This window comes from Achromobacter sp. UBA2119 (genome assembly GCF_002331005.1).
Classification (GTDB): domain Bacteria; phylum Pseudomonadota; class Gammaproteobacteria; order Burkholderiales; family Burkholderiaceae_B; genus Achromobacter; species Achromobacter animicus.
This window is the reverse complement of sequence record NZ_DCYD01000019.1, coordinates 1-19,015: the sequence shown is the minus strand read 5'-3', so window position 1 is coordinate 19,015 and position 19,015 is coordinate 1. Positions and strand designations below refer to the sequence as shown.

The following is a 19,015-nucleotide window of genomic DNA, read 5'->3' as shown; positions in this document are numbered from 1 at the left end:
GGAGCAGACAGTGTGGCCAAAAGGCCGCGGGCGCGGTATACGCCCGACTACGCGCGCGCCTCCGTAGCGTTACGGAGGCGGCGCTTCAATCGAGCAGCGTCGCGTACTGGCGGATCAGTTGCGCCAGCGACTCGGCTTCCAGCTTGGCGAAGACGTTGGCGCGATAGGTTTCGACCGTGCGCGGCGACAGATCGAACTCGCGCGCAATCTCCTTGTTGCTCATGCCGCGCACGATGCGCTCCAGCACCTCGTGCTCGCGTCCCGACAGCCGTGCCAGGCGGTCCGCCGCCGCCTGCGTGACGGCGAGGCGTTCTCGGCTGGCGATGTGCGTGCGCACGGCCGCCTGGACCGCATCGAGGAAGACGTCGTCGTCGACCGGCTTTTGCAGGAACTCCATGGCGCCGCCCTTGAACGCGCGGCGGCACAGGTCTACGTTGGCATGGCCGGTCAGCATGACCACGGGCAGGTCGGACCGTTCAGCAAGCTGCGCAAGCACGTCCAGTCCGCTGATGCCGGGCATGCGGATGTCCAGCACCACGCAGCCGATCACCGGCTGCGCTAGCGCGCCAAGAAACGCCATCGGGTCCGCAAAGCCTGCGCTGCGCAGGCCGACGCTGCGCAGCAGCAGCCCAAGTCCGTCGCGGACTGCGTCGTCGTCGTCCACCAGGTAGACCAGCGGGGAATGATCGTTGGAATTCATGCGGCGGCTCCGGCCTGCGGCAGGCTGACGGTAAAACAGGCGCCAGCGGGGCTGAGGTTGCGCGCGGCGATGCGGCCGTCCATCGAACCGGCCAGCGTATCGCACAGCGCCAAGCCCAGGCCCATGCCCTGATCGCGGGTCGTGAAGAACGGTGCGAAAAGGCGCGGCATCGCGTCCGCGGCAATGCCCGGGCCGGTGTCGCTGACGCTGAATTGATAGCTGCCGTCGGCTGCGCGGCCTTCCAATGCGATCTGGCGCGTACCCGAGGCGCCGTCCAGCGCATCCGCCGCGTTCTGCACCAGGTTGTGCAGGATCTGTTCAAGGGCCACGCGATCGCCAAGCGGCCGCGCGCCGGGACTGGCGTTGGTCCAGGTCAGGCGGATGCCCTGCCTTGCAAGCTCCGGCTCGCGCAGAAACCGCAGCGAGGCCACCAGCGCGTCGGGGTCGATGGCTTCGCGCCGCGCGGGCGAACTGGGCTGCACCAGCGCGCGCATGCGGCTGATGATGTCGGCGGCGCGCTTGGCTTGTTCGGCACTGGCAAGCAGCGCGTGGCGCACGACCGGGCGCTCGTCCCCGTCATCCAGCAGGCGTGCGGCGGCGCAGGTTTGCGCCAGGATGGCGGTCAGCGGCTGGTTGAGCTCGTGCGCGATGCCGGCGGCCATTTCGCCCAGCGTGCTCAGGCGCGCCATGGCCGCCAGACGCACCTGTTCCTGCTGCCGGCGCGCTTCTGCGCGCGAGCGATGCCAGGCGGCGGCGCCGGCCACCAGCAAGCTGCTGGCCACGGCCCAGGCCAGCCAGGCGGTCCACGGCCAGAATCCGGGCGTCAACGTGCGGGTGCTATGCATCTGAAACGGCTGGCTGGCCGCGCCCAGCGGCTTTTGTAGCGCCAGCGTCCAGCCGGGCAGCGCCTCGTTGGGTTGCTTGTCCAGCAGCGGTAGCGGGGTGCGATCCACCGTCAGGGTCAGGTTGCCCAGGCCCGGAGGGAAGTCGGCGGCCGGCACGAGCTGCCGCGCGTCGATCAGCAGGCTCCACCCGGAAGGGGACACCAGCCAGTAGCGCGCGTCGTCCACGGCAATCGTCACGGGGCGGCCCAGTTGCCGCGCGCGCTCGACTGCTTGTTGCAGGCCAGCCGGCGCGGGCAGGCTGCCCGCCCAGACGCCGCCCGGCAGATGGCCAAGCCCCAGCAACTGCGGCATGGCGGGCTGCAGGCTGGGGAAGAGACGTTCGGGAGCGGGCGGATGCGACAACGCGGCCAGCGTAGCCAGGACGGCTTCATGCTGCACCGTCTTCTGGCTCAGCATGCGCTGGGCGATGCTGGTGCTCTGGAAGAAGCGCTCATACTGGTCCACGTACTCCTGCCGCGCGATCCAGATTGCGCCCAGAAAGAACAGGACCAGCCAGCAGATGAAGGCGCGCGTGCGCGATAGGGGATTCACGCCGGCAATTATGCCTTGCGGCAAATGCGCACCGGAATCCGTAGGGCTACGGAGGGTCAGGCGGCCAGCTTGTGCGGGCCGGCGCCGCCCGCGGGCTGCGAGTTCGCGGACACCGCGATCTGATACAACGCGGCCACCAGGTCCGATTGCGTCACCAGGCCCTGCAGATGGCGCGATTCGTCCAGCACCGGCACGCAATGCAGGCTGTCCGACATCGGACGGGCCAGCTCGATCACGGGCAAACCGGGTGTGGCGAATGGCACTTCGCTGCGCATGCAGTCGGCCACCAGCAGGTCGGGCGCCGATTCGGCATCCGTGGGGACCGGGGTCAGTCGGCTCTTTCTCGCCAGCACATCGCCCTGAGCGATCATGCCGGCGTAGCGGCCCGCTGAATCCAGCACGGGCAGGGCCTGCACGCGGTGCTTGTCGAAGAGGCGGACCGCGTAGTCCAGCGGATCCTTTTCCATCACGGTCACCACATCGCGCGACATGATGTCGGCGCAACGCACGTCGCCAAAACGGCGGACGCTGGCGCGCAACTCCGCAGCCAGCACGATCTCTTCCAGGTCTTCCTTGCTGATGTCCAGCAGCTCGCCGCGCTGGCTCAGCGCTTCGTCCAGGTCGGTTCGCGAAAAGCCCAATCGTGCACTGGGAATCGGATCGCGCGTGTTGTGGCCGGCAGCCGGTTCCGCGTGGCGGCGGGGATAGTTGCGTTTCAGCGCGCCGTTGAAGACCACGGCAATGCACAGCAGGATGACGGAGTTCAGCGCAACGGGCCACAGGGCGAAGGCGTAGCCCAGCTTGGCGACCGCGGGTCCCCCCAGCACGGCGGTCAGCGCGACGGCGCCGCTGGGCGGGTGCAGGCAGCGCAGCGAAAACATGGCGCCAATGGCAAGCGCCACGGCCACGGCCGCGGCGATACCTGGGACAGGAATGAATTGGGCGCAGAAGACGCCAATCAGGGCAGACACCAGGTTTCCGGCCATCAGCGACCAGGGCTGGGCAAGCGGGCTGGCAGGTGCTGCAAACAGCAGCACGGCCGACGCGCCCATTGGGGCGATGAACCACGGATTGTCGGCGCCCAACGCGTGACGTCCCACCCACTCGGTGCAGAACAGGCCGAGCAGGGCGCCTACCGCGCCGTAAAGTTTCTCGCGTCCGTTGACGCCCACGGGCGCTGGCGCGAACGACCCCAGCCAGCGCTTGAATGCAACACCCAAGACAATCTCTCCTCGCGACGCATTGATATGTCGCGGGGCGACAATTTATCACGCCGCTTATTTCCGGGCGGCATGAGCTTATGCCGCGCAGACGCAGTCGAGGGTGAAAAACCGGTGGATCAGTCCTCGCCGGTCTCGGCGCCCATGCGTGTCAGCAGCCGCGTCAAAAGCGGGCGCATGGCGTGCAGTTCTTCCAGGTGAGAGGCGGACAGATCTTCGAGCATGCGCTCGGCCTTGGCAGTCAGCACGACCTCGACGCGGCGTCCGTCTTCGGGGTCGGCTTCGCGGCTGACGAGATCCAGCCGCGCCAGACGGCCTACCAGTTCGGCGGCGGTGTGCGGTCGTATCAGCAGACGGTCGGCGATTTCGCCGACATACAGTCCGCGCCGTCCGGGCGCGGTCTTGCGCGTGCCCTTGATGGCGAGAAGCGCCTGATGCTGCTGCGGCATCAGGTCCAGGCCCGCGGCCGCGCTTTCGCTGAACGCCGCGAATTTTCGCAGCGCATAGCGGAAATCCGCGAGCAGTTCGTAGTCGGCGGGAGACAAGCGAGTGGGTGTCGGGGAGGCGTTCACCCGGCGATTCTAATATATGTCGTGCTACGATATATATGACTTTTCGCAAACTCCGTGCGAATACTTCCAACCCTTCCTTGACCATGCCCCCCATTTCCTCTTCCGCCAAGCCCGGACTGCGGCTTGGCGACTTCACCACCGACCGTCGCGTCGTCCTTTTGATGAGCCTTGCCATACCGGTCGGACTGGCCAGCGTCGCCGCCGCCTGGCTCCTTCTTCGCCTCATCGCACTGTGCACCAATCTGGCCTATCACGGCCTGTTTTCGTTTGCCGACCTGCCCATCACGACGGGGCGGCTCGGACTCGGTTCCGTGTTCATTCCGGTCATCGGCTGCCTCATCATCGGCCTGATGGCGCGCTACGGTTCCGAGAAGATCCGTGGTCACGGCATCCCCGAAGCCATGGAAGCCATCCTGATCGGCAAGAGCCGCATCCAGCCGAAGGTGGCGGTCCTTAAACCCGTGTCGTCGGCGGTGTCCATCGGCACCGGCGGCCCGTTTGGCGCCGAAGGGCCGATCATCATGACCGGCGGCGCGATCGGCTCACTGCTCGCGCAGACCATTCACCTGGACGACGGCGAACGCAAGACGCTGCTTGTTGCGGGTGCGGCCGCCGGCATGACCGCGATCTTCGGCACGCCGCTCGCCGCCGTGCTGCTGGCGGTCGAGCTGCTGCTCTTCGAATGGAAGCCCCGCAGCTTCCTGCCCGTGGCCGTGGCGGCGCTGGTGGCGGCCGCAACGCGCGCCTTCATCATGGAGCCCGGCCCGATCTTTTCGTATGCCGGCGCGCAGGCCTTCACGCCGTGGCACCTGGTGGCCTGCGCCGCCGTGGGTGTGTTGGCGGGCTTGGGGTCAGGCGTGCTGACCTCGTTGGTGTACGCAGCCGAAGACCTGTTCGAGAAGCTGCCGATCCATTGGATGTGGTGGCCGGCCATCGGCGGGCTGGCGATCGGCATTGGCGGGTTGATCGAGCCCGCCGCGCTTGGTGTGGGCTATGACAACATCCGGCACATGCTCGCGGGCGATCTGGCTTTTCAGGCCGTGCTGGTGCTGCTGGTGGTCAAGGTCGCCATCTGGTCGATCGCGCTGGGCTCGGGCACGTCCGGCGGCGTACTGGCGCCGCTGCTTATCTTCGGCGGCGCGATCGGTGCGCTGGCGTCGCCCGTGCTGCCGCAGGCAGATCCCGGCTTTTGGGCGCTGGTGGGCATGGCGGCGATGATGGGCGGCACGATGCGCGCGCCGCTGACCGCCACGCTGTTTGCTGTCGAACTGACCGGCAACATGCACGCGCTGCTGCCGGTGCTGGCAGCCTGCGTGTTTGCGTATGGCGTGACGGTGCTGTTGCTCAAGCGGTCGATTCTGACCGAGAAGATCGCGCGTCGCGGCCACCATATCAGCCGCGAATACCGCGTGGATCCGTTCGATCTGCTGCGCGTGGCCGACGTCATGACCACGCCGGTGCAGACGTTGCCCGACACGATGACGGTGGCGCAGGCCGTCGCGCATTTCACGACCGCGCAGCCGGTGCATACGAGTTATCCGGTGGTGGACGGGCAGGGCGTCGTGGTGGGCGAAGTGACGCGTGCCGACACCCTGGCTTGGGCGCTGCAAGGTGCGCCGGACGAACGGACGCTGGCGCAGGCGCTCGATGGGCGCGAACTGGTGTATGGGCACGCCGATGAATTGGCCAGTCAGATCGCCGACCGGATGGCGTTGTCCGGGGCGGGGCGCGTGCCTATCCTTGATCGCGATAGCGGCCGCCTCCTGGGCATCGTTGGACGAAAGGATCTGTTCCGGTCCCGCGCGCGGCGGTTGCGCGAGGAAAGCCAGCGGGCGGCGTTCTTTCGCCGGGCACAGAAGCCAGTTTGACTAAGTCGCCGCAGCGCCTTTGCCGCCCGACGCGCGCAGTTCCCACAGCACGTCCAGCACGTGTTGCGTGGCGGCTTCCACTTGCCCGGCACGATGCGCGATGCCCAGTGGACGCCACAACGCGGGCCGCACCGGCCGCATGATGACGCGGGGATCGGGTTGCGGCGCGGTGGCCTCATGCGGCAGTAGCGTCGCGCCATAACCTGCAGCCACCAAACTCTTGATGGCGTCGTTGTAGTTCAACTGAATGCGCGCGCGAGGGTTGAGTCCAGCGGCCGCGAACCATTCTCCGGTCAGGCGCGACAGTCGCGTGCTGGCGTCATTCAGAATCAGCGGCCGTTCGGCCAGCCACGCGGGCGTGAGGCGCGCTGGCGCTTTCCAGGCCGCAGGTAGAAAGGCCATCACCGGGTCGCGGCGCCACGGACGCAGCACCAGACCGTCGATGGGCGGCTGGGGCAACGCGACCAGTCCCACATCCAGCGTGCCTTCGGCCAACCGCAACAAGGTTTCCTGCGACGTCAGCACCGCGACTTGCACGTCGATGCCGGGGTGATCGCGTCCCAATGTTTCCAGCGCCTGCGGCAGCAGGTGGGCGATGGCCCCGGTTGACGCCCCAAGCCGCACGCGGCCCGCCAGCCCTTGCACTTGCCGCTGCACGTCATCCAGCGCCTGGTCTGCCTCCGCGAGCAAGCGGCGCGCACGTTCCAGCAAGGTTTCTCCGATTGACGTCGGCCGGACCTGGCCGCGTTTCCGGGTGAGGAGCGGGGCGCCGACGCGGGATTCGAGGTCCGATACGTGCAGGCTGACCGTGGGCGGCGCCAGATGCAGGGCGCGCGCGGCGTCGGCGAACGAGCCGAGGTCGGCAATGGCGACCAGGGTGCGCAGACGGTCCAGGCTGATTTCGCGCATGAGAGTTTCCGGGGCTGGGTGTCGGCTTCGGTTGCGGATTCAGGGTCAAATCCGATATCGGCTCAGTTCAGAAATCCTGAACCAAACGATCATGATATTCGACTTTTCTTATCTCGCCCGCAGGTCGAAGATAAGGTCCATTCCTGAACGAATCAGGCAACGCCGAACCACCCGGACAGCATCATGACCCAACCACTTGTTTTCATCGACGGCGACCAGGGCACGACCGGTCTGCAGATCCACGAACGGCTCAACGGCCGCAGCGATTTGCAACTGCTGACGCTGCCCGAGTCCGACCGCAAGAACCCGCAGCGCCGCGCTGATGCGATCAATTCCAGCGACATCGCAATCCTCTGCCTGCCCGACGATCCCGCGCGCCAGGCAGCCGCGTCCGTCGTCAATCCCAAGGTGCGGATCATCGACGCCAGTTCCGCGCATCGCACGGATGCGGGCTGGGTGTACGGGTTTCCGGAAATGAGCGATGGCCAGGCCGAGCGCATCGCCCACGCGCTGCGGGTCAGCAACCCGGGTTGCTACCCCACCGGCGCCATTGCGCTGCTGCGGCCGCTGGTCCAGGCCGGCCTTGTGCCCGCCGACTATCCGGCGGTCATCAACGCGGTGTCCGGCTACTCGGGTGGCGGTCGGGCCAGTGTAGATGCCTATGAAGGCGCGGATGGCCCGCGCGGTCCCGCGTTTCAGGTCTACGGTCTGGGCTTGGGGCACAAGCACACCCCCGAGATCGAACGGCACGCCGGCCTCACGCAGCGTCCCGTTTTCGTGCCGTCTTATGGCGCTTTCCGCCAGGGCATCGTCCTGACGATTCCGCTGCACCTGCGCCTGCTGCCTGCTGGTGTGGATGCCGAAAAAATGCACGAATGCCTGCAACAGCACTACGCCGGCGCGAAGCACGTGCAGGTCGTGCCGCGCGACGAGGCCGCCGCGCACACGAACCTGAATCCCGAGGCGCTGAACGGCACGAACGATCTTCGCCTGGGCGTCTACGGCAATGCGCAGCACGGCCAGGTGCTGCTGACGGCCGTGTTCGACAACCTGGGCAAAGGCGCCTCGGGCGCGGCGGTGCAGAATCTGGATCTGATGCTGGCGGCGATGCGTTGACGCCGATGGCCGCGGGGCCGAGCCATCGGCCGCCGCCCCGGGCACACATCTCTACTTGTCGAGCCAGGGCGCTTCTTTCCAAAGCTGCTGGAACTGCGCTTCGCCCGCCTTCAGCTCTTTCGCATATTCAGCGGGCGGCAAGTAACGCAGCGGCGCGAACATCTCCCGGGCCTTGGCCTGGAATTCCGGATCGTCCACCGTACGCTTGACCGCCGTGACCAGCTTCGTGCGCACGTCGTCCGGCAACCCCTTGGGCGCGGCCAGCCCGCGCAGCGAAGCCAGTTCAAAATCGAAGCCCTGTTCCTTGAACGTGGGCACGTCCGGCAGCGCGGCCGAGCGCGTGTTGCCCATCTGGCCCAGGAAGCGCAGCGGCGTGCCGCCTTTCTGGTATTGAAGCGCCTCGCCCACGTTGATGGCGCCGATCGTGATCTCGCCGCTTGCCAGCGCACCGCGCACCTCGCCTGCGCCCTTGTACGGGATGTGGCTGAGCTTCGTGCCCGACGCCCGCTCGAACCGGAGCATGGCCAGGTGGTCGTCCGACCCCGTGCCCGTGGTGCCGACGGTAACCTTGCCCGGATTCTTCTTCGCGTAGGCGGACAATTCCGCAAGGTTCTTGACCGGGTTGTCGTTCAGGACCGTGAAGGCGCCGGGATCATCGATCAGATTGCCCAGCAGGTCAAAACTCTGCCAGGTGAAGGCGGTCTTGCGTTCGATGGGAATCGTCAACAGGTTTGGCGTGTTGATGAAGCCGATGGTGTAGCCGTCCGGCTGCGCGCGCGCCAGTTCCGCAAAGCCGATTGCACCGCCCGCGCCCGGCCGGTTCAGCACGACGATGCGCGCGTCACCGCCCAGGTGCTTCTGCAGGTAGGGGGCCATCATCCGGGCCACCAGATCGGTGCCGCCACCCGGCCCGTATGACACGATCAGGTTGATCGGTCGGTCCGGATAGCCGGCGGCCTGCACGGCGCCCGAGAACATTGCGGCGCTCGCGAGCAGGGTGGCCAGAGTGCGCAGCGTGCGGCGCTTGTTTTGTTGTTGCATGGTTGTCTCCTCAGGGGTTCTGGCGGTTACCGCGCCGGCCTTTGTATCTGGACCCGCGCGTGTGCCGCGTTGTTATGTCAGCGTGGCGATACGTTTGGCGGCCAGCGGCCACACCTCCGGATTCACGAGTTGCGGCGGCCGATCGCCGCGCAGCATCGCGGCAAGCTGCGTCGCCGATGAGCGGGCGACGCTGCGGCGCGCCTCGTGCGTGACGCCCGCGGTGTGGAAGGTGGCGACCACGTTGTCCAGAGCCAGCAGCGGGGCAGAACGATCGGGCGGCTCCTGTTCCCAAACGTCCAGCCCCGCGCCACGCAGATGCCCACTACGCAGCGCGTCGTGCAATGCGTCCTCGTCGTGGATGCCGCCGCGCGCCGTCGAAACGAACACCGCGCCCGGTTTCATCGCCGCAAAGGCTTTCGCGCCGATCAACCCTCGCGTGGATGCGTCTAGCGGGCAGTGCAACGACACGATGTCCGATTGCGACAGCAACTCATCCAGCCCGACGGGTTCGGCGCCACGGCTGCGGATGGTCGCGGCGTCCAGCAACGGATCGTGGGCGATGACGCGCAGGCCGAAGCCTTGCGCGATACGGGCGACGCTGGTGCCGATCGTGCCAATGCCTACCAGGCCGATGACGCTGCCGTGGATTTCATGGCCCATCAGATCTTCGCGGGAAAAGCCCGTGTCCCGGCGCAGGCGGTTGTGCGATTCGACAATTCGCCGTTGCACGGCCAGCAGCAGCGCATACGTGTGTTCGGCCACGGATTCCGCGTTGCCGCCGGCCTGATTCACGACCGCGATGCCGGCCGCGGTGCAGGCCGCCACGTCGATGGTGTCGTAACCCGCGCCGCCCGACGACACGCACACCAGATCCGGGCATTGCGCGATCAACTCGGCGTTGACGAACCACTGGCGCGGCAGCTCATCCTTGGCCGCGGACACATGGTAGGCGTGGGCGGTCTTCAGGCCGGCCAGCGTGCGGGCGTCGTCGCCGGTCGCAGGAAGCACCGACAACGTGATCCCGGGCGTGGCGCCGATGATCTCGTCGAACACCGGATTGAGCCAGAGATCCAGCCTGCAAAGGCGTGCCGGGTGGCGGGGCGTAGCGGTCGTCACAGCACGCCTCGCGACTTCAGGGCCGCGTCGACCCAGCTGCGATCCAGCGTGCCGCGCTCGATGTCCTTCAGGACTTGCGCCTCGGCTTGGGCGATGGCGCGAACGCGTTCTGCGATGGCCGGGGCCTCGTCAGGCCGGATGGCCAGCAATCCGTCGGCGTCACCCACCAGCAGGTCGCCGGGCATCACGACCATGCCATCTACGGTGACGGGCACGTTGATGGCGCCAGGGCCGTCCTTGTAAGGACCACGATGCGCGACGCCGCGGGCATAGACGGGAAAATCGCCCTCGCCGATGGTTTCGCTGTCGCGGATGGCGCCGTCGATGACAAAGCCGCCCAAGCCGCGCTTGGCAGCCCAACCCACCATGATTTCGCCAATGATGGCGTTGGTCATGTCGCCGCCCGCGTCAACCACGATGACATCGCCGGGCTGCGCGGTATCAATGGCCTTGTGCACCATCAGGTTGTCGCCAAGCCGGGTGCGCACCGTGAAGGCGCGGCCGAGGATCCGGCGCGTCCGGTGAATGGGTCGCAAGGACGACGTGCCCGTGCTGCGGCTCATCGCATCGCTGATGTTTGCCACCGCCAGGTCTTGGTAAGCCGCGAGCGTCTCGCGGCTGGGACCGGGCGGGCAGTCGTCCAGGGTAAATCCAAAATCCGGCATGTCGCCTCGTCTCCAGAGTGGGTGTTTGTGGCGACTCTACGCCCGCATATTCCGGAGATAAAGCGAATAATTTGACTGCGGAAACAACGCTTTTTAGAAACGGTGGCAAGCGGGGTCAGCGTGCTTCGCGGTCAGATCATGCCGGTGGGCGCGTGGAAATCCAGGCACGCCTCGGCATGCGCGCGCAGGGTTTCAAGCATCGGCCGGGTATCGTCACGGCGCCATTGGAAGGTGTAGGTGAGGGGGCGCAACGGCGGAAATGCCGGCAGGGGTCGCAAGTGGCCCCTTTCGATCAGGATGCCGGCCCACGCTGATGGCAGGAAGCCCACGCCCAGGCCTTGCTGCAACATGGCGGCAATGCCGCCCCAGCCGTTGCAACACTGGTTGCGGCCGGGCGACACGCGCTGCTCGGTGAGCCAGTCATCGAGAATGCGGATGGCGCCCGAGCTTTGCGGGAGCGTGATCAGCGTCAGGCCTGGCAGGTCGGCCGGGGTGACCGCGGCGGGATTCGTCACGGCGCTTGGCGCAGCGACCCATTCGAATTGCGCGCTGCCGATAACGCGGGACGCGATGGCGGGGCGGGACGAAGGGCCGGCGATCACGGCGAAGTCCAGTTCTCCTTCCTCCAGACCGCGCTCGACCAATTCGCCGACGCCCACAAATGGCTCGACGAGCAGGTTGGGGTGGGCCTGCTGGATGACTTCGATCAGCTTGGCCATCCAGGTCAGCGACGTCAGTTCGCCCGCGCCAAACCGGCAGCGGCCCGAGTAGCTGAGGTTGTTGCTGGCCTGCTGCATGAACTGGTCGGCGTTGCGCAGCAGATCCTTGGCATGCGGGACCAGTTGTTCGCCCAGCGCTGTCAACGTCGCGCTGCGCGCGCTGCGGCTGAAGAGCTCAGCGCCGATCGATGATTCCAGTTCGCCAATGCGCTTGGACAATGACGAAACCGAAATATTGAGACGATTCGCGGCGATCGCAAAATTCTTGCACGTGGCGGCCCAGTAGAAGGCTTCAAGTTGCTTTAGCGTCATTGGGTAGACTGGTCAACATCGAGAGTGAACAAAAGTGTATGAAACGCGTTCGATAAAGTCACTTTATTCAAACGGGGGGCGCGCCTATAGTCCCCGCGATATCGAAAAAACAATAGACGGCCACTCCCCGCAGTGGCCGCCGGAGGAGCCAGACATGTCCGATCCCCTGCGCCGCATGCTCAGCCTGCACGACTTCGAACCCGCAGCCAAAGCGCTTCTGCCCGCACCCATCTACGCTTATGTGTCGGGCGCTGTCGAAGACGGCCAATCGGAACGCGCCAATCGCGAGGCGTTTGCGGAATTTGCTTTCCGGCCGAAGGTGCTGGTGGACGTGTCCGCGCGCAGCACACGGTGTACGGTGCTCGGCCGCGACTATGCGGCGCCCGTGGGCATTGCCCCGATGGGCATTTCGGCGATCTCCAGCTACCGCGGCGATGTCGTCCTGGCGCGCGCGGCAGCCGAGGCCGGCGTGCCCTGCATCATGAGCGGCTCGTCGCTCATCCGCCTGGAGACCGTGATGGAAGCGGCGCCGGACACCTGGTTTCAGGCGTATCTTCCCGGCGACGATGCGCAGATCGCCGCGCTGATCGACCGCGTGGCAGCCGCCGGCGTCAACACGCTGGTGCTAACGGTAGATACGCCCGTCGCCGCCAACCGCGAGAACAATGTGCGGGCAGGCTTCTCCACGCCGCTACGGCCCAGCCTCGGCCTCGCCTGGGAGGGGGTGACGCACCCGCGATGGCTGTTCGGCACGTTCCTGCGAACGCTCGCGCGCCACGGCATGCCGCACTTCGAGAACAACTACGCCACACGCGGCGCGCCCATCATGTCGTCCAGCGTGCTGCGGGACTTTTCCGACCGAGGTCACCTGAACTGGCAGCATGTATCGGCCATCCGCCGTCGCTGGAAAGGGCTCATGGTGCTGAAGGGAATTCTTCATCCGGACGATGCGCGCGCCGCGCGCGCGACGGGCATGGACGCGATCATCGTCTCCAACCACGGCGGGCGCCAACTGGACGGCAGTGTGTCGCCCCTGCACGCCTTGCCCGCCATCCTGGATGCCGCGGGTCCCATGGAAGTGATGCTGGACAGCGGCGTGCGTCGAGGCACGGACGTATTGAAGGCGATGGCCCTGGGCGCGCGCTGCGTGTTCGTCGGCCGTCCGTTCAACTATGCCGCGACGGTGGCCGGCCAACGCGGCGTGGCGCACGCGATCGCACTTATCACCGAAGAAGTGCGGCGCAATATGGGGCTGTTGGGGGTGGTTGATTTGAAGGAGTTGGGCGTGGAGTTTCTGCAGCGCGCGGGGGATGGTGTGTCGCGCGGGCGCTGATATGTTGTGCGGGCGATGATGTGTTGCGCAAGCGCCGATGTGTTGCGCAAGCGCCGATGTGTTGCGCAAGCGCTGATATGTCGCCCAGGCGTTGATATGTGCGCGAGATCGCCAAAAGGTAAATCGCCTGGCGTTGCCTGTTCCGAAATGGGTTTGGCGTACCGCAGCGCGTCCAGCCGATTCGGACACCTGGTCATATAGGATTGGGTGGAAGGTGACGCGGGGGGCATTGGGCGGCGATCCTGCTGCGGATAGTGCATTTGACCTAGAATGCCCGCATCACTCTCATGTGCGGCGCCGCCGCCGATGCCGTTTTGCTGCCTCCTACGAAAACAGTTCCACCGGATCCCCGCCTTGCGCGGATATGCACGACCGTCGCGCTAGGGCTGTCGCTATTCATGACGCTGCCGATAGTGGCCTACGCGCAGGCAAGGCCAGCAACGGTCACTGACTCCTCCTCGAACAGCTTGGCGCCGCTAGGCGGCGACTTTGAATTGGTAGGCGAGCCGGCTTCGACCCTCCACCAGCTCACATTCCGCGGCAAGCCATACCGGCCTCTGAACGCGTACAAGTTCGCGCACGTCAGGGCGCTGGGTCCAACCCAAGGCGGCCAGCCGATCCTCCTGGCGGTCTCGAACGATTTCATGGGCGTGGGCACCATCCTTATCGCAGTGCAGAACGACACGCCGCTCGCGCGAGTGCTGAGTCCCTCCGTCGATGTGCGCGACCCGGACATGGGTCTGGCGCAGCCCGGTCGTCAGGACCTGCTGCTGTTCACCGCCGGTTCGCGGGCGCTCGTGACGTCGACGGGAAAGGTGCTGTGGTTTGAACATCTGCAACCCAAGGAGCGCCTGCAGTCGACCCCGGTACTGGTGTCGGTCTCGCCAGACAATCGCCATGGCGCCGTGCTGCTCGACAACGAGATCCGCCTTAGCGTGGCGGACGAAGGGCCGTACGCCAGCGTCCCATTCACCAAGGCAATGCAGCGCGATGCTTTCAAAACGGCGTGGGACCAAAGCGCCGCACGTGCGCGCAAGGCGCTCGACGAAGGTAAGCATATCGACCAGCGGCGGCTCTACGACAACCTGAAGGCGGAATGGATCAACCGGAATTTTCGATGGCAAGAAGGGAAGGGCGGCTGGCAATTTGTTGGGCAGGGGTTGCATTCCGTCGCGCTGCCCGTTCAACCGCGCAAGGACCAATGAGATGACGCCGATTTCCGCGGTAAGTGGGTTGCGGTGGCTGGCGCTCGTGTGCACGGCGGCACTTGCCGGCTGCGCAAGCAACGCCGACGTGTATGAAAAACATGTCCGCACCGAAGACGCCAATCCGGCGGACGTGATGATGACGCTGGACGTGGCGTTCGCACGGGCGCCGGACTACGAGCCTCGGACGCTGGAGTACGGGTCGACGGTAAAGCGAGTGGAATATTCCGGCTATCCCAGTATCGAGGTTCCGTTCTATCAGAAGGGCGTGGGTTTCGACTTGGGCGTGGTAGGGGATCCGCGGACGTTGCTGGCCTTGCCGTATCCATCGCCTACGACGCGGACCACGTCCGCGCAATTGAAGATCTTTGGTGAGCGCCTGGATGCTACGCAATACCGGTTCGTGGTTTTGCCTAGGGCAGGGTGGAGCAGTATGAACAGCTTCCAGGTGTCGTTCGCGGTCAACGGGCGGCGCGAGGCGATGACGTTTGCTTATAGCGCGAAGAAGGTTTGCGAGAGCCGGTTTGATGTGACTACGCCGACTTATGGGTTTGGTATGTCGGTTGCGGCCAAGTTTCCAGGGGGAAAGGCGGGATGCTTGAAGGCATGTGACGCACGACCTGGGTTTCCGGGGCAGTGCGCCTTTTTTTCCGGTATTGAGTAAGGCTTGAACAGGCAGACTAGCCTGTTCGCTTTCCATACGCCCGTCGCCTAAAACGGGCCGTGTTTGCAGCAAGCTTATTACTCACCTGTCTTGCACGTCGCTCGCGATTCTCATGGCCGTCAGGATCACGGTCAAGAACTCCCCACGCTTATCGGCCGGAACGCGGTCCATTTTGTCACGCCCAAAGTCGGTATGTCGCCCCTGCTCGAAACGGGGGTAATACCCCTTCCAAAAATAGCGCGCCTGTGTTCCGCCAGCGAACACCTTTTGAGCCGGCAGTCCGGCCACAAAGCGCGTGTCAGCGGCATCCTGCCGCGCGCGCAATGAGACACGTGCTTCGGCCAATTTCCGAGCAACGTCGTAAGGTGAAGAACCGGCAATTCAAGCCTGTGCCAATTGGCTACGTGATGTCGCGGTTCAGGAAATAGTTGAGCACCCTCTCTCAGAGCGCGGCGTCCAATATTTATTCTTGTTGATGACGACGTCTAGCGTTGCTGCTTCGACATACGCTTTCAGCGTCATCGGCGCGAAGATGTGTGCCTGAACTTTGGCCTACCGCTAGATTGGGAGCGGTCATTCGAACCTGCTCCATCGAACGACTGCTCCTGGCCGAGAGCCGTCCTTGTCGACTGGCCGATGACGACCCGCCTCGCTGCGACCACTCGGCTCGCGGCTCGAGGCGCTCGGCCCATGGACAATGACCTGCCCCCGGAATTTCCGTACAGGTCAAAACTAGAGGTAAGGTTGCTTCTCAGCGCCCCGAACGGGGCGAGGAGAAGCCATAAAACAGTCGAGAGTTAATGAAGAGCAGACTACTTATGCGCCGCGATTGGCAGATAGTGGCCCGCAGGTGGTCGACGTCTGTCGGCATCAAACCGTGCTTTCCAGCTTCGTTCTCGGATACCTCGGCAATCACGTTTCGACTTGACCCTCACGCTACGGCAGGGTTGATCCTTCGTTATGGTCAATCCAACCGGAGTTGAATGATGAAGCAAAATAACGTTCTCGACAGTGACCCGCGCCGCTGGTCTGCGCTCACGATGGCCTTGGCTCGAGCGACTCACCAGCTCCTTGATGAGCCTACCATCCTGCACGATAAGCACGCGTTCGATGTGCTGGGCAGCGAGTTGGCACGGAAGACGATCGCGGACCCCTACGTATACAACGCACCCATGCTACGTACCATGCGTGCCGCCATAGTTGCGCGCAGCAGGCTCGTCGAAGATAGAGTTGCTCTGGCCATAGGTGCCGGTGTGCGTCAGGTTGTGATCCTTGGGGCGGGCCTGGACACTTTGTCCCTTCGAATGCCTGCGGGCGTCAAGTGCGTTGAGTTAGATCGGGCGGAATCACAACGATGGAAATTGAAGCGCCTCGAAGAGAGTGGCGTCACAGTTCCGCCTGACGTCGCCTTTGTGCCGGCGGACCTTTCTGAGGTGAGTCTGTGCGAGCTCCTTCACAACCAGGGAATTGACGCAGCGCTGCCCACGTTCTTCAGCTGCCTGGGCGTGCTCCCCTATCTGGAGACCCACGTTGCTCTAGCCTTAATCCGGCAGGTTTCTCTTTATCCGTCCCAAAGTGAGATTGTGTTCGATGCGCGTGTTCCACGCGAGTCCCTTCCGCCGATAGAACAATGGATGGATGACATGGCCGCTCGGTCATTCGCCGCTGTTGGTGAGCCATGGCTAAGTGATTTTGACCCAGTGGACTTAACGAAGACGCTGTTTTCCGACGGCTTCGGTGACGTCGAATGCCTGGACGCTGATGCCATCAACACCCGGTACTTCTGGAGGCGGCGCGATGGCCTTCAAACGGTTGGCGGTGGCTTGCGCCTGTATCGGGCCACGGTTGGCTAGCGCTTATTCAGGCAGTCTTTTCATGAGGAGGCATACCCGTGCGGCTAAAGGTCGGCGATCTTTCTAAGCGGACAGGACTCTCGGTGCGCACCTTGCACCACTACGACAGCCTTGGACTGTTGAAGCCATCTGTTCGTTCCGACGTGGGTTATCGGCTATACGACGCGGAGGACGTCCGAAGACTCAACAAAATTGTGGGGCTGCGGGAACTGGGCATTCCTTTAGATGAGATCCGCCAGATCCTTGAGGGCGGAATGCTATCCACTCCTGCGGTCCTGTCTGCACAGCTCGCCCGTGTCGACGCCGAAATATTGCGTCAGAAAAAGCTCCGTCTGGAGCTGGAAAGATTGCAGCGCGCCCTCGCTGAGGACGGAGAGCCGTCCGAGGCGGCTTGCCTCCACACATTGGAGGCCATGGCCATTTATCGCCGACATCTCAGTGATGATGATCGAAATTTGCCTTTACTTGGGAGTAACGGGAGGTTCGCAGCGGCTTGGCAGGTGCGGCTGGATGTGCTCCGGGCCCTATTTGAGAAGGGATTGTCCGCACGCGCCATTACCGCCCGTCAGGCTGCACGCAATTGGATATTGCAGCTAGAAAAGGATACTCGGTCGAATGCTGGAATGTTCGTGAGGGTGGACAGTCTGCTCACGGCGCAGGGGCGCAACCTTGCCAACACTGGCTTCAGCCCGGAGCTGGCCGAGTACATCTTGTGTGCTTTCTGTGAGCATCGGCTGTCGTTCTATCGGAAGCATCTGGCACCGGCCGCATATAAACATCTGCGCGGCTCGTACATCGGCGTGATGCGGGAATGGCCCGGTTTGCTTCACAGACTCGAGATGCTTTTAAACGCTCGTTGCGCAGTCACGAACGCCGATGTGCAGAGTGCGGCCAAGCTCTGGATAGGCATGAGAGGCAAGCTCGCGTTGGACGAAGCGGCCTCTCGAGCCATGCGTTATGCGGAGTCGTCTGAAGAGGAACTGCGCGTTGGCACGTGGCTCCATCCCCGGTTACTGACCTTTCTTAAAAAGGCTGTCGCGTCGGTCTCTGATGACCGGAACTATCGAACACCTGGTACATGACGACATGTTCATTGACTCAATAGTCGGTCGGCGCGGCGTTAGGCCGTTTGCAGCCAGCCGCAAAATCCACACCTTCGCAGAAGACGGAGTTCCTTGCGCCCACGTCGGCGATATGCCACCCGAATTTGTCGTAATCAACGGTGGTCAAGGGTTCATGCGGCGTCAGACTCCACGCCGCTTGCATCGCGACCTTCGGCGAATTGCACGAGTCCTGCCACCGAACGCTTCATTCGCGTTATTAGGATATCCAGAAGCAGAACGAAACGCGGCTTTGCCCGCACTCGCGGACCGGCTAACGAAGCTCATCGGCAGACGTTATGGGCCTACCACGCTAGTCGGTATCTCTTTTGGAGGCATCGTGGCAACGCGCATCGCGTCGTATAACCCTGCGATCGTAAAGCGGCTCGTTCTCATTTCAAGCGCTCATGAGCTTAGCGAACCCGGCAAAGATTTGATCCGCGAGCAGCTATCAAACGTGTTGGCCGGAAATTACGTCGGTCTGATGAAGAGCTTCACCACGATCTTTCGGCGTCCATGGCGCAATGCATTGTTAATCATCGCGCTATCTCTTAGTCGGAGGCGCTTAGCGCACGGAATGGGAAACCCCCAGACGATTGTTCGATACCTGAACGCTCTGTTGGAACTTCCCCTCGAGCGCGCTGATTGGCTTTCGTGCGTTCAGGCAAAAACCTTGGTAATCGGTGGGGAGGATGACCAGTTTTTCGGTGTGGGCGCGATGGCGCGGTCGGCCGGTCGAATACCTGACGCAACGTTGCACCTGATAAAGGGTGAGCGGCACATGGTCATGGTCGAGCGTGCTTCCACAGTCGCGGGCGTCGTTGCGAAATGGCTTCGCCGTAGTCCCATACCAGAGGGCTGACAGGAGCCAACGCAACATGGACGGTCTTCGCTACGGTCTGAAGTGCTTACGAACTTCCTGTGAAGCGGGCTGCACACGCCCTGATAGACAGGAACTGCCTTTGCCACGCCAGTCACGGCTTGACCACACGGCGTCATCCACGTCTCTAATTTTGCTCTCTTCTAACACTGAAGGTTCCCCATTGGTGAAAGACCTAACGAATATTTAGGCGGGCGGTCTTACCATCTTCTGCTCGTGTAACTATCCGCTTTAGTAGGGGATCGAACGATCGCTTTCGAGCACGAATGGCAATGTCTGCTTCTGGCCGAGGCTGTGTGAAAACTC

At 64.0% G+C, this 19,015-nt stretch carries 17 protein-coding genes; 8 read left to right on the top strand and 9 right to left on the bottom strand.

Translation table 11 applies throughout. The features are described 5' to 3' along the window. Positions 1-85: 85 nt before the first annotated feature. The 4 genes from B3098_RS23565 to B3098_RS23550 form a co-directional block, all read right to left on the bottom strand. A complete protein-coding gene (locus B3098_RS23565) occupies positions 86-700 on the bottom strand; it encodes a response regulator transcription factor (protein WP_191577274.1) in 615 nt (204 codons plus the stop codon). Next, positions 697-2,136 carry a sensor histidine kinase gene (locus B3098_RS23560; protein ID WP_286899338.1) on the bottom strand — a complete coding sequence of 480 codons (1,440 nt, stop codon included), beginning with the start codon at positions 2,134-2,136 and terminating at the stop codon, positions 697-699. The genes B3098_RS23565 and B3098_RS23560 overlap by 4 nt, the downstream gene beginning before the upstream one ends. Before the next feature lie 56 nt (positions 2,137-2,192). After that, complete coding sequence (locus B3098_RS23555; RefSeq protein ID WP_175121412.1) at positions 2,193-3,356, bottom strand: HPP family protein; 1,164 nt, start codon at positions 3,354-3,356, stop codon at positions 2,193-2,195. A gap of 119 nt (positions 3,357-3,475) precedes the next feature. Further along, positions 3,476-3,928 (bottom strand): MarR family winged helix-turn-helix transcriptional regulator, encoded by a 453-nt coding sequence (locus B3098_RS23550; protein ID WP_279971050.1) that lies wholly within the window; start codon positions 3,926-3,928, stop codon positions 3,476-3,478. A gap of 83 nt (positions 3,929-4,011) precedes the next feature. Here B3098_RS23550 and B3098_RS23545 point away from each other — a divergent pair, with 83 nt between their 5' ends. Next, entirely contained in the window at positions 4,012-5,796 is a 1,785-nt protein-coding gene (locus B3098_RS23545; protein ID WP_286899337.1) for a chloride channel protein, read from the top strand. On the opposite strand, the gene B3098_RS23540 is transcribed toward B3098_RS23545, so the two are convergent. Continuing rightward, a complete protein-coding gene (locus B3098_RS23540) occupies positions 5,797-6,705 on the bottom strand; it encodes a LysR family transcriptional regulator (RefSeq protein ID WP_175121415.1) in 909 nt (302 codons plus the stop codon). Positions 6,706-6,888: 183 nt separating this feature from the next. Here B3098_RS23540 and argC point away from each other — a divergent pair, with 183 nt between their 5' ends. After that, the gene (gene argC / locus B3098_RS23535) at positions 6,889-7,821 is read left to right on the top strand and encodes an N-acetyl-gamma-glutamyl-phosphate reductase (RefSeq protein WP_286899332.1); all 933 of its coding nucleotides are present in this window, start codon (positions 6,889-6,891) and stop codon (positions 7,819-7,821) included. 51 nt (positions 7,822-7,872) lie between these two features. On the opposite strand, the gene B3098_RS23530 is transcribed toward argC, so the two are convergent. The 4 genes from B3098_RS23530 to B3098_RS23515 all read right to left on the bottom strand — a co-directional run bounded on the left by B3098_RS23530 (position 7,873) and on the right by B3098_RS23515 (position 11,674). Beyond that, a complete protein-coding gene (locus B3098_RS23530; protein WP_286899330.1) occupies positions 7,873-8,862 on the bottom strand; it encodes a Bug family tripartite tricarboxylate transporter substrate binding protein in 990 nt (329 codons plus the stop codon). A 72-nt stretch (positions 8,863-8,934) separates the two neighbouring features. Continuing rightward, complete coding sequence (locus tag B3098_RS23525; protein ID WP_286899327.1) at positions 8,935-9,978, bottom strand: hydroxyacid dehydrogenase; 1,044 nt, start codon at positions 9,976-9,978, stop codon at positions 8,935-8,937. Then, entirely contained in the window at positions 9,975-10,643 is a 669-nt protein-coding gene (locus tag B3098_RS23520; RefSeq protein WP_286899326.1) for an RraA family protein, read from the bottom strand. Before B3098_RS23520 ends, B3098_RS23525 begins: the two co-directional genes overlap by 4 nt. 131 nt (positions 10,644-10,774) lie before the next feature. After that, entirely contained in the window at positions 10,775-11,674 is a 900-nt protein-coding gene (locus B3098_RS23515) for a LysR family transcriptional regulator (RefSeq protein ID WP_175136421.1), read from the bottom strand. Positions 11,675-11,828: 154 nt separating this feature from the next. Between B3098_RS23515 and B3098_RS23510 the strand changes: the two genes are divergently transcribed. From B3098_RS23510 to B3098_RS23485, 6 genes are all read left to right on the top strand, one after another. Beyond that, the gene (locus B3098_RS23510) at positions 11,829-13,007 is read left to right on the top strand and encodes an alpha-hydroxy acid oxidase (protein ID WP_286899325.1); all 1,179 of its coding nucleotides are present in this window, start codon (positions 11,829-11,831) and stop codon (positions 13,005-13,007) included. A gap of 398 nt (positions 13,008-13,405) precedes the next feature. Beyond that, complete coding sequence (locus B3098_RS23505; RefSeq protein WP_286899323.1) at positions 13,406-14,212, top strand: hypothetical protein; 807 nt, start codon at positions 13,406-13,408, stop codon at positions 14,210-14,212. Position 14,213: 1 nt separating this feature from the next. Then, positions 14,214-14,876, top strand: a complete 663-nt coding sequence (locus tag B3098_RS23500; protein ID WP_286899322.1) for a hypothetical protein — start codon at positions 14,214-14,216, stop codon at positions 14,874-14,876. A 983-nt stretch (positions 14,877-15,859) separates the two neighbouring features. After that, on the top strand, positions 15,860-16,729 hold the full coding sequence (locus B3098_RS23495; protein WP_278484538.1) for a class I SAM-dependent methyltransferase: 870 nt from the start codon (positions 15,860-15,862) through the stop codon (positions 16,727-16,729). 38 nt (positions 16,730-16,767) lie between these two features. After that, on the top strand, positions 16,768-17,811 hold the full coding sequence (locus B3098_RS23490) for a MerR family transcriptional regulator (protein ID WP_286899320.1): 1,044 nt from the start codon (positions 16,768-16,770) through the stop codon (positions 17,809-17,811). Beyond that, positions 17,780-18,691, top strand: a complete 912-nt coding sequence (locus B3098_RS23485) for an alpha/beta hydrolase (RefSeq protein WP_349677769.1) — start codon at positions 17,780-17,782, stop codon at positions 18,689-18,691. Before B3098_RS23490 ends, B3098_RS23485 begins: the two co-directional genes overlap by 32 nt. The last annotated feature ends 324 nt before the right edge of the window (positions 18,692-19,015 follow it).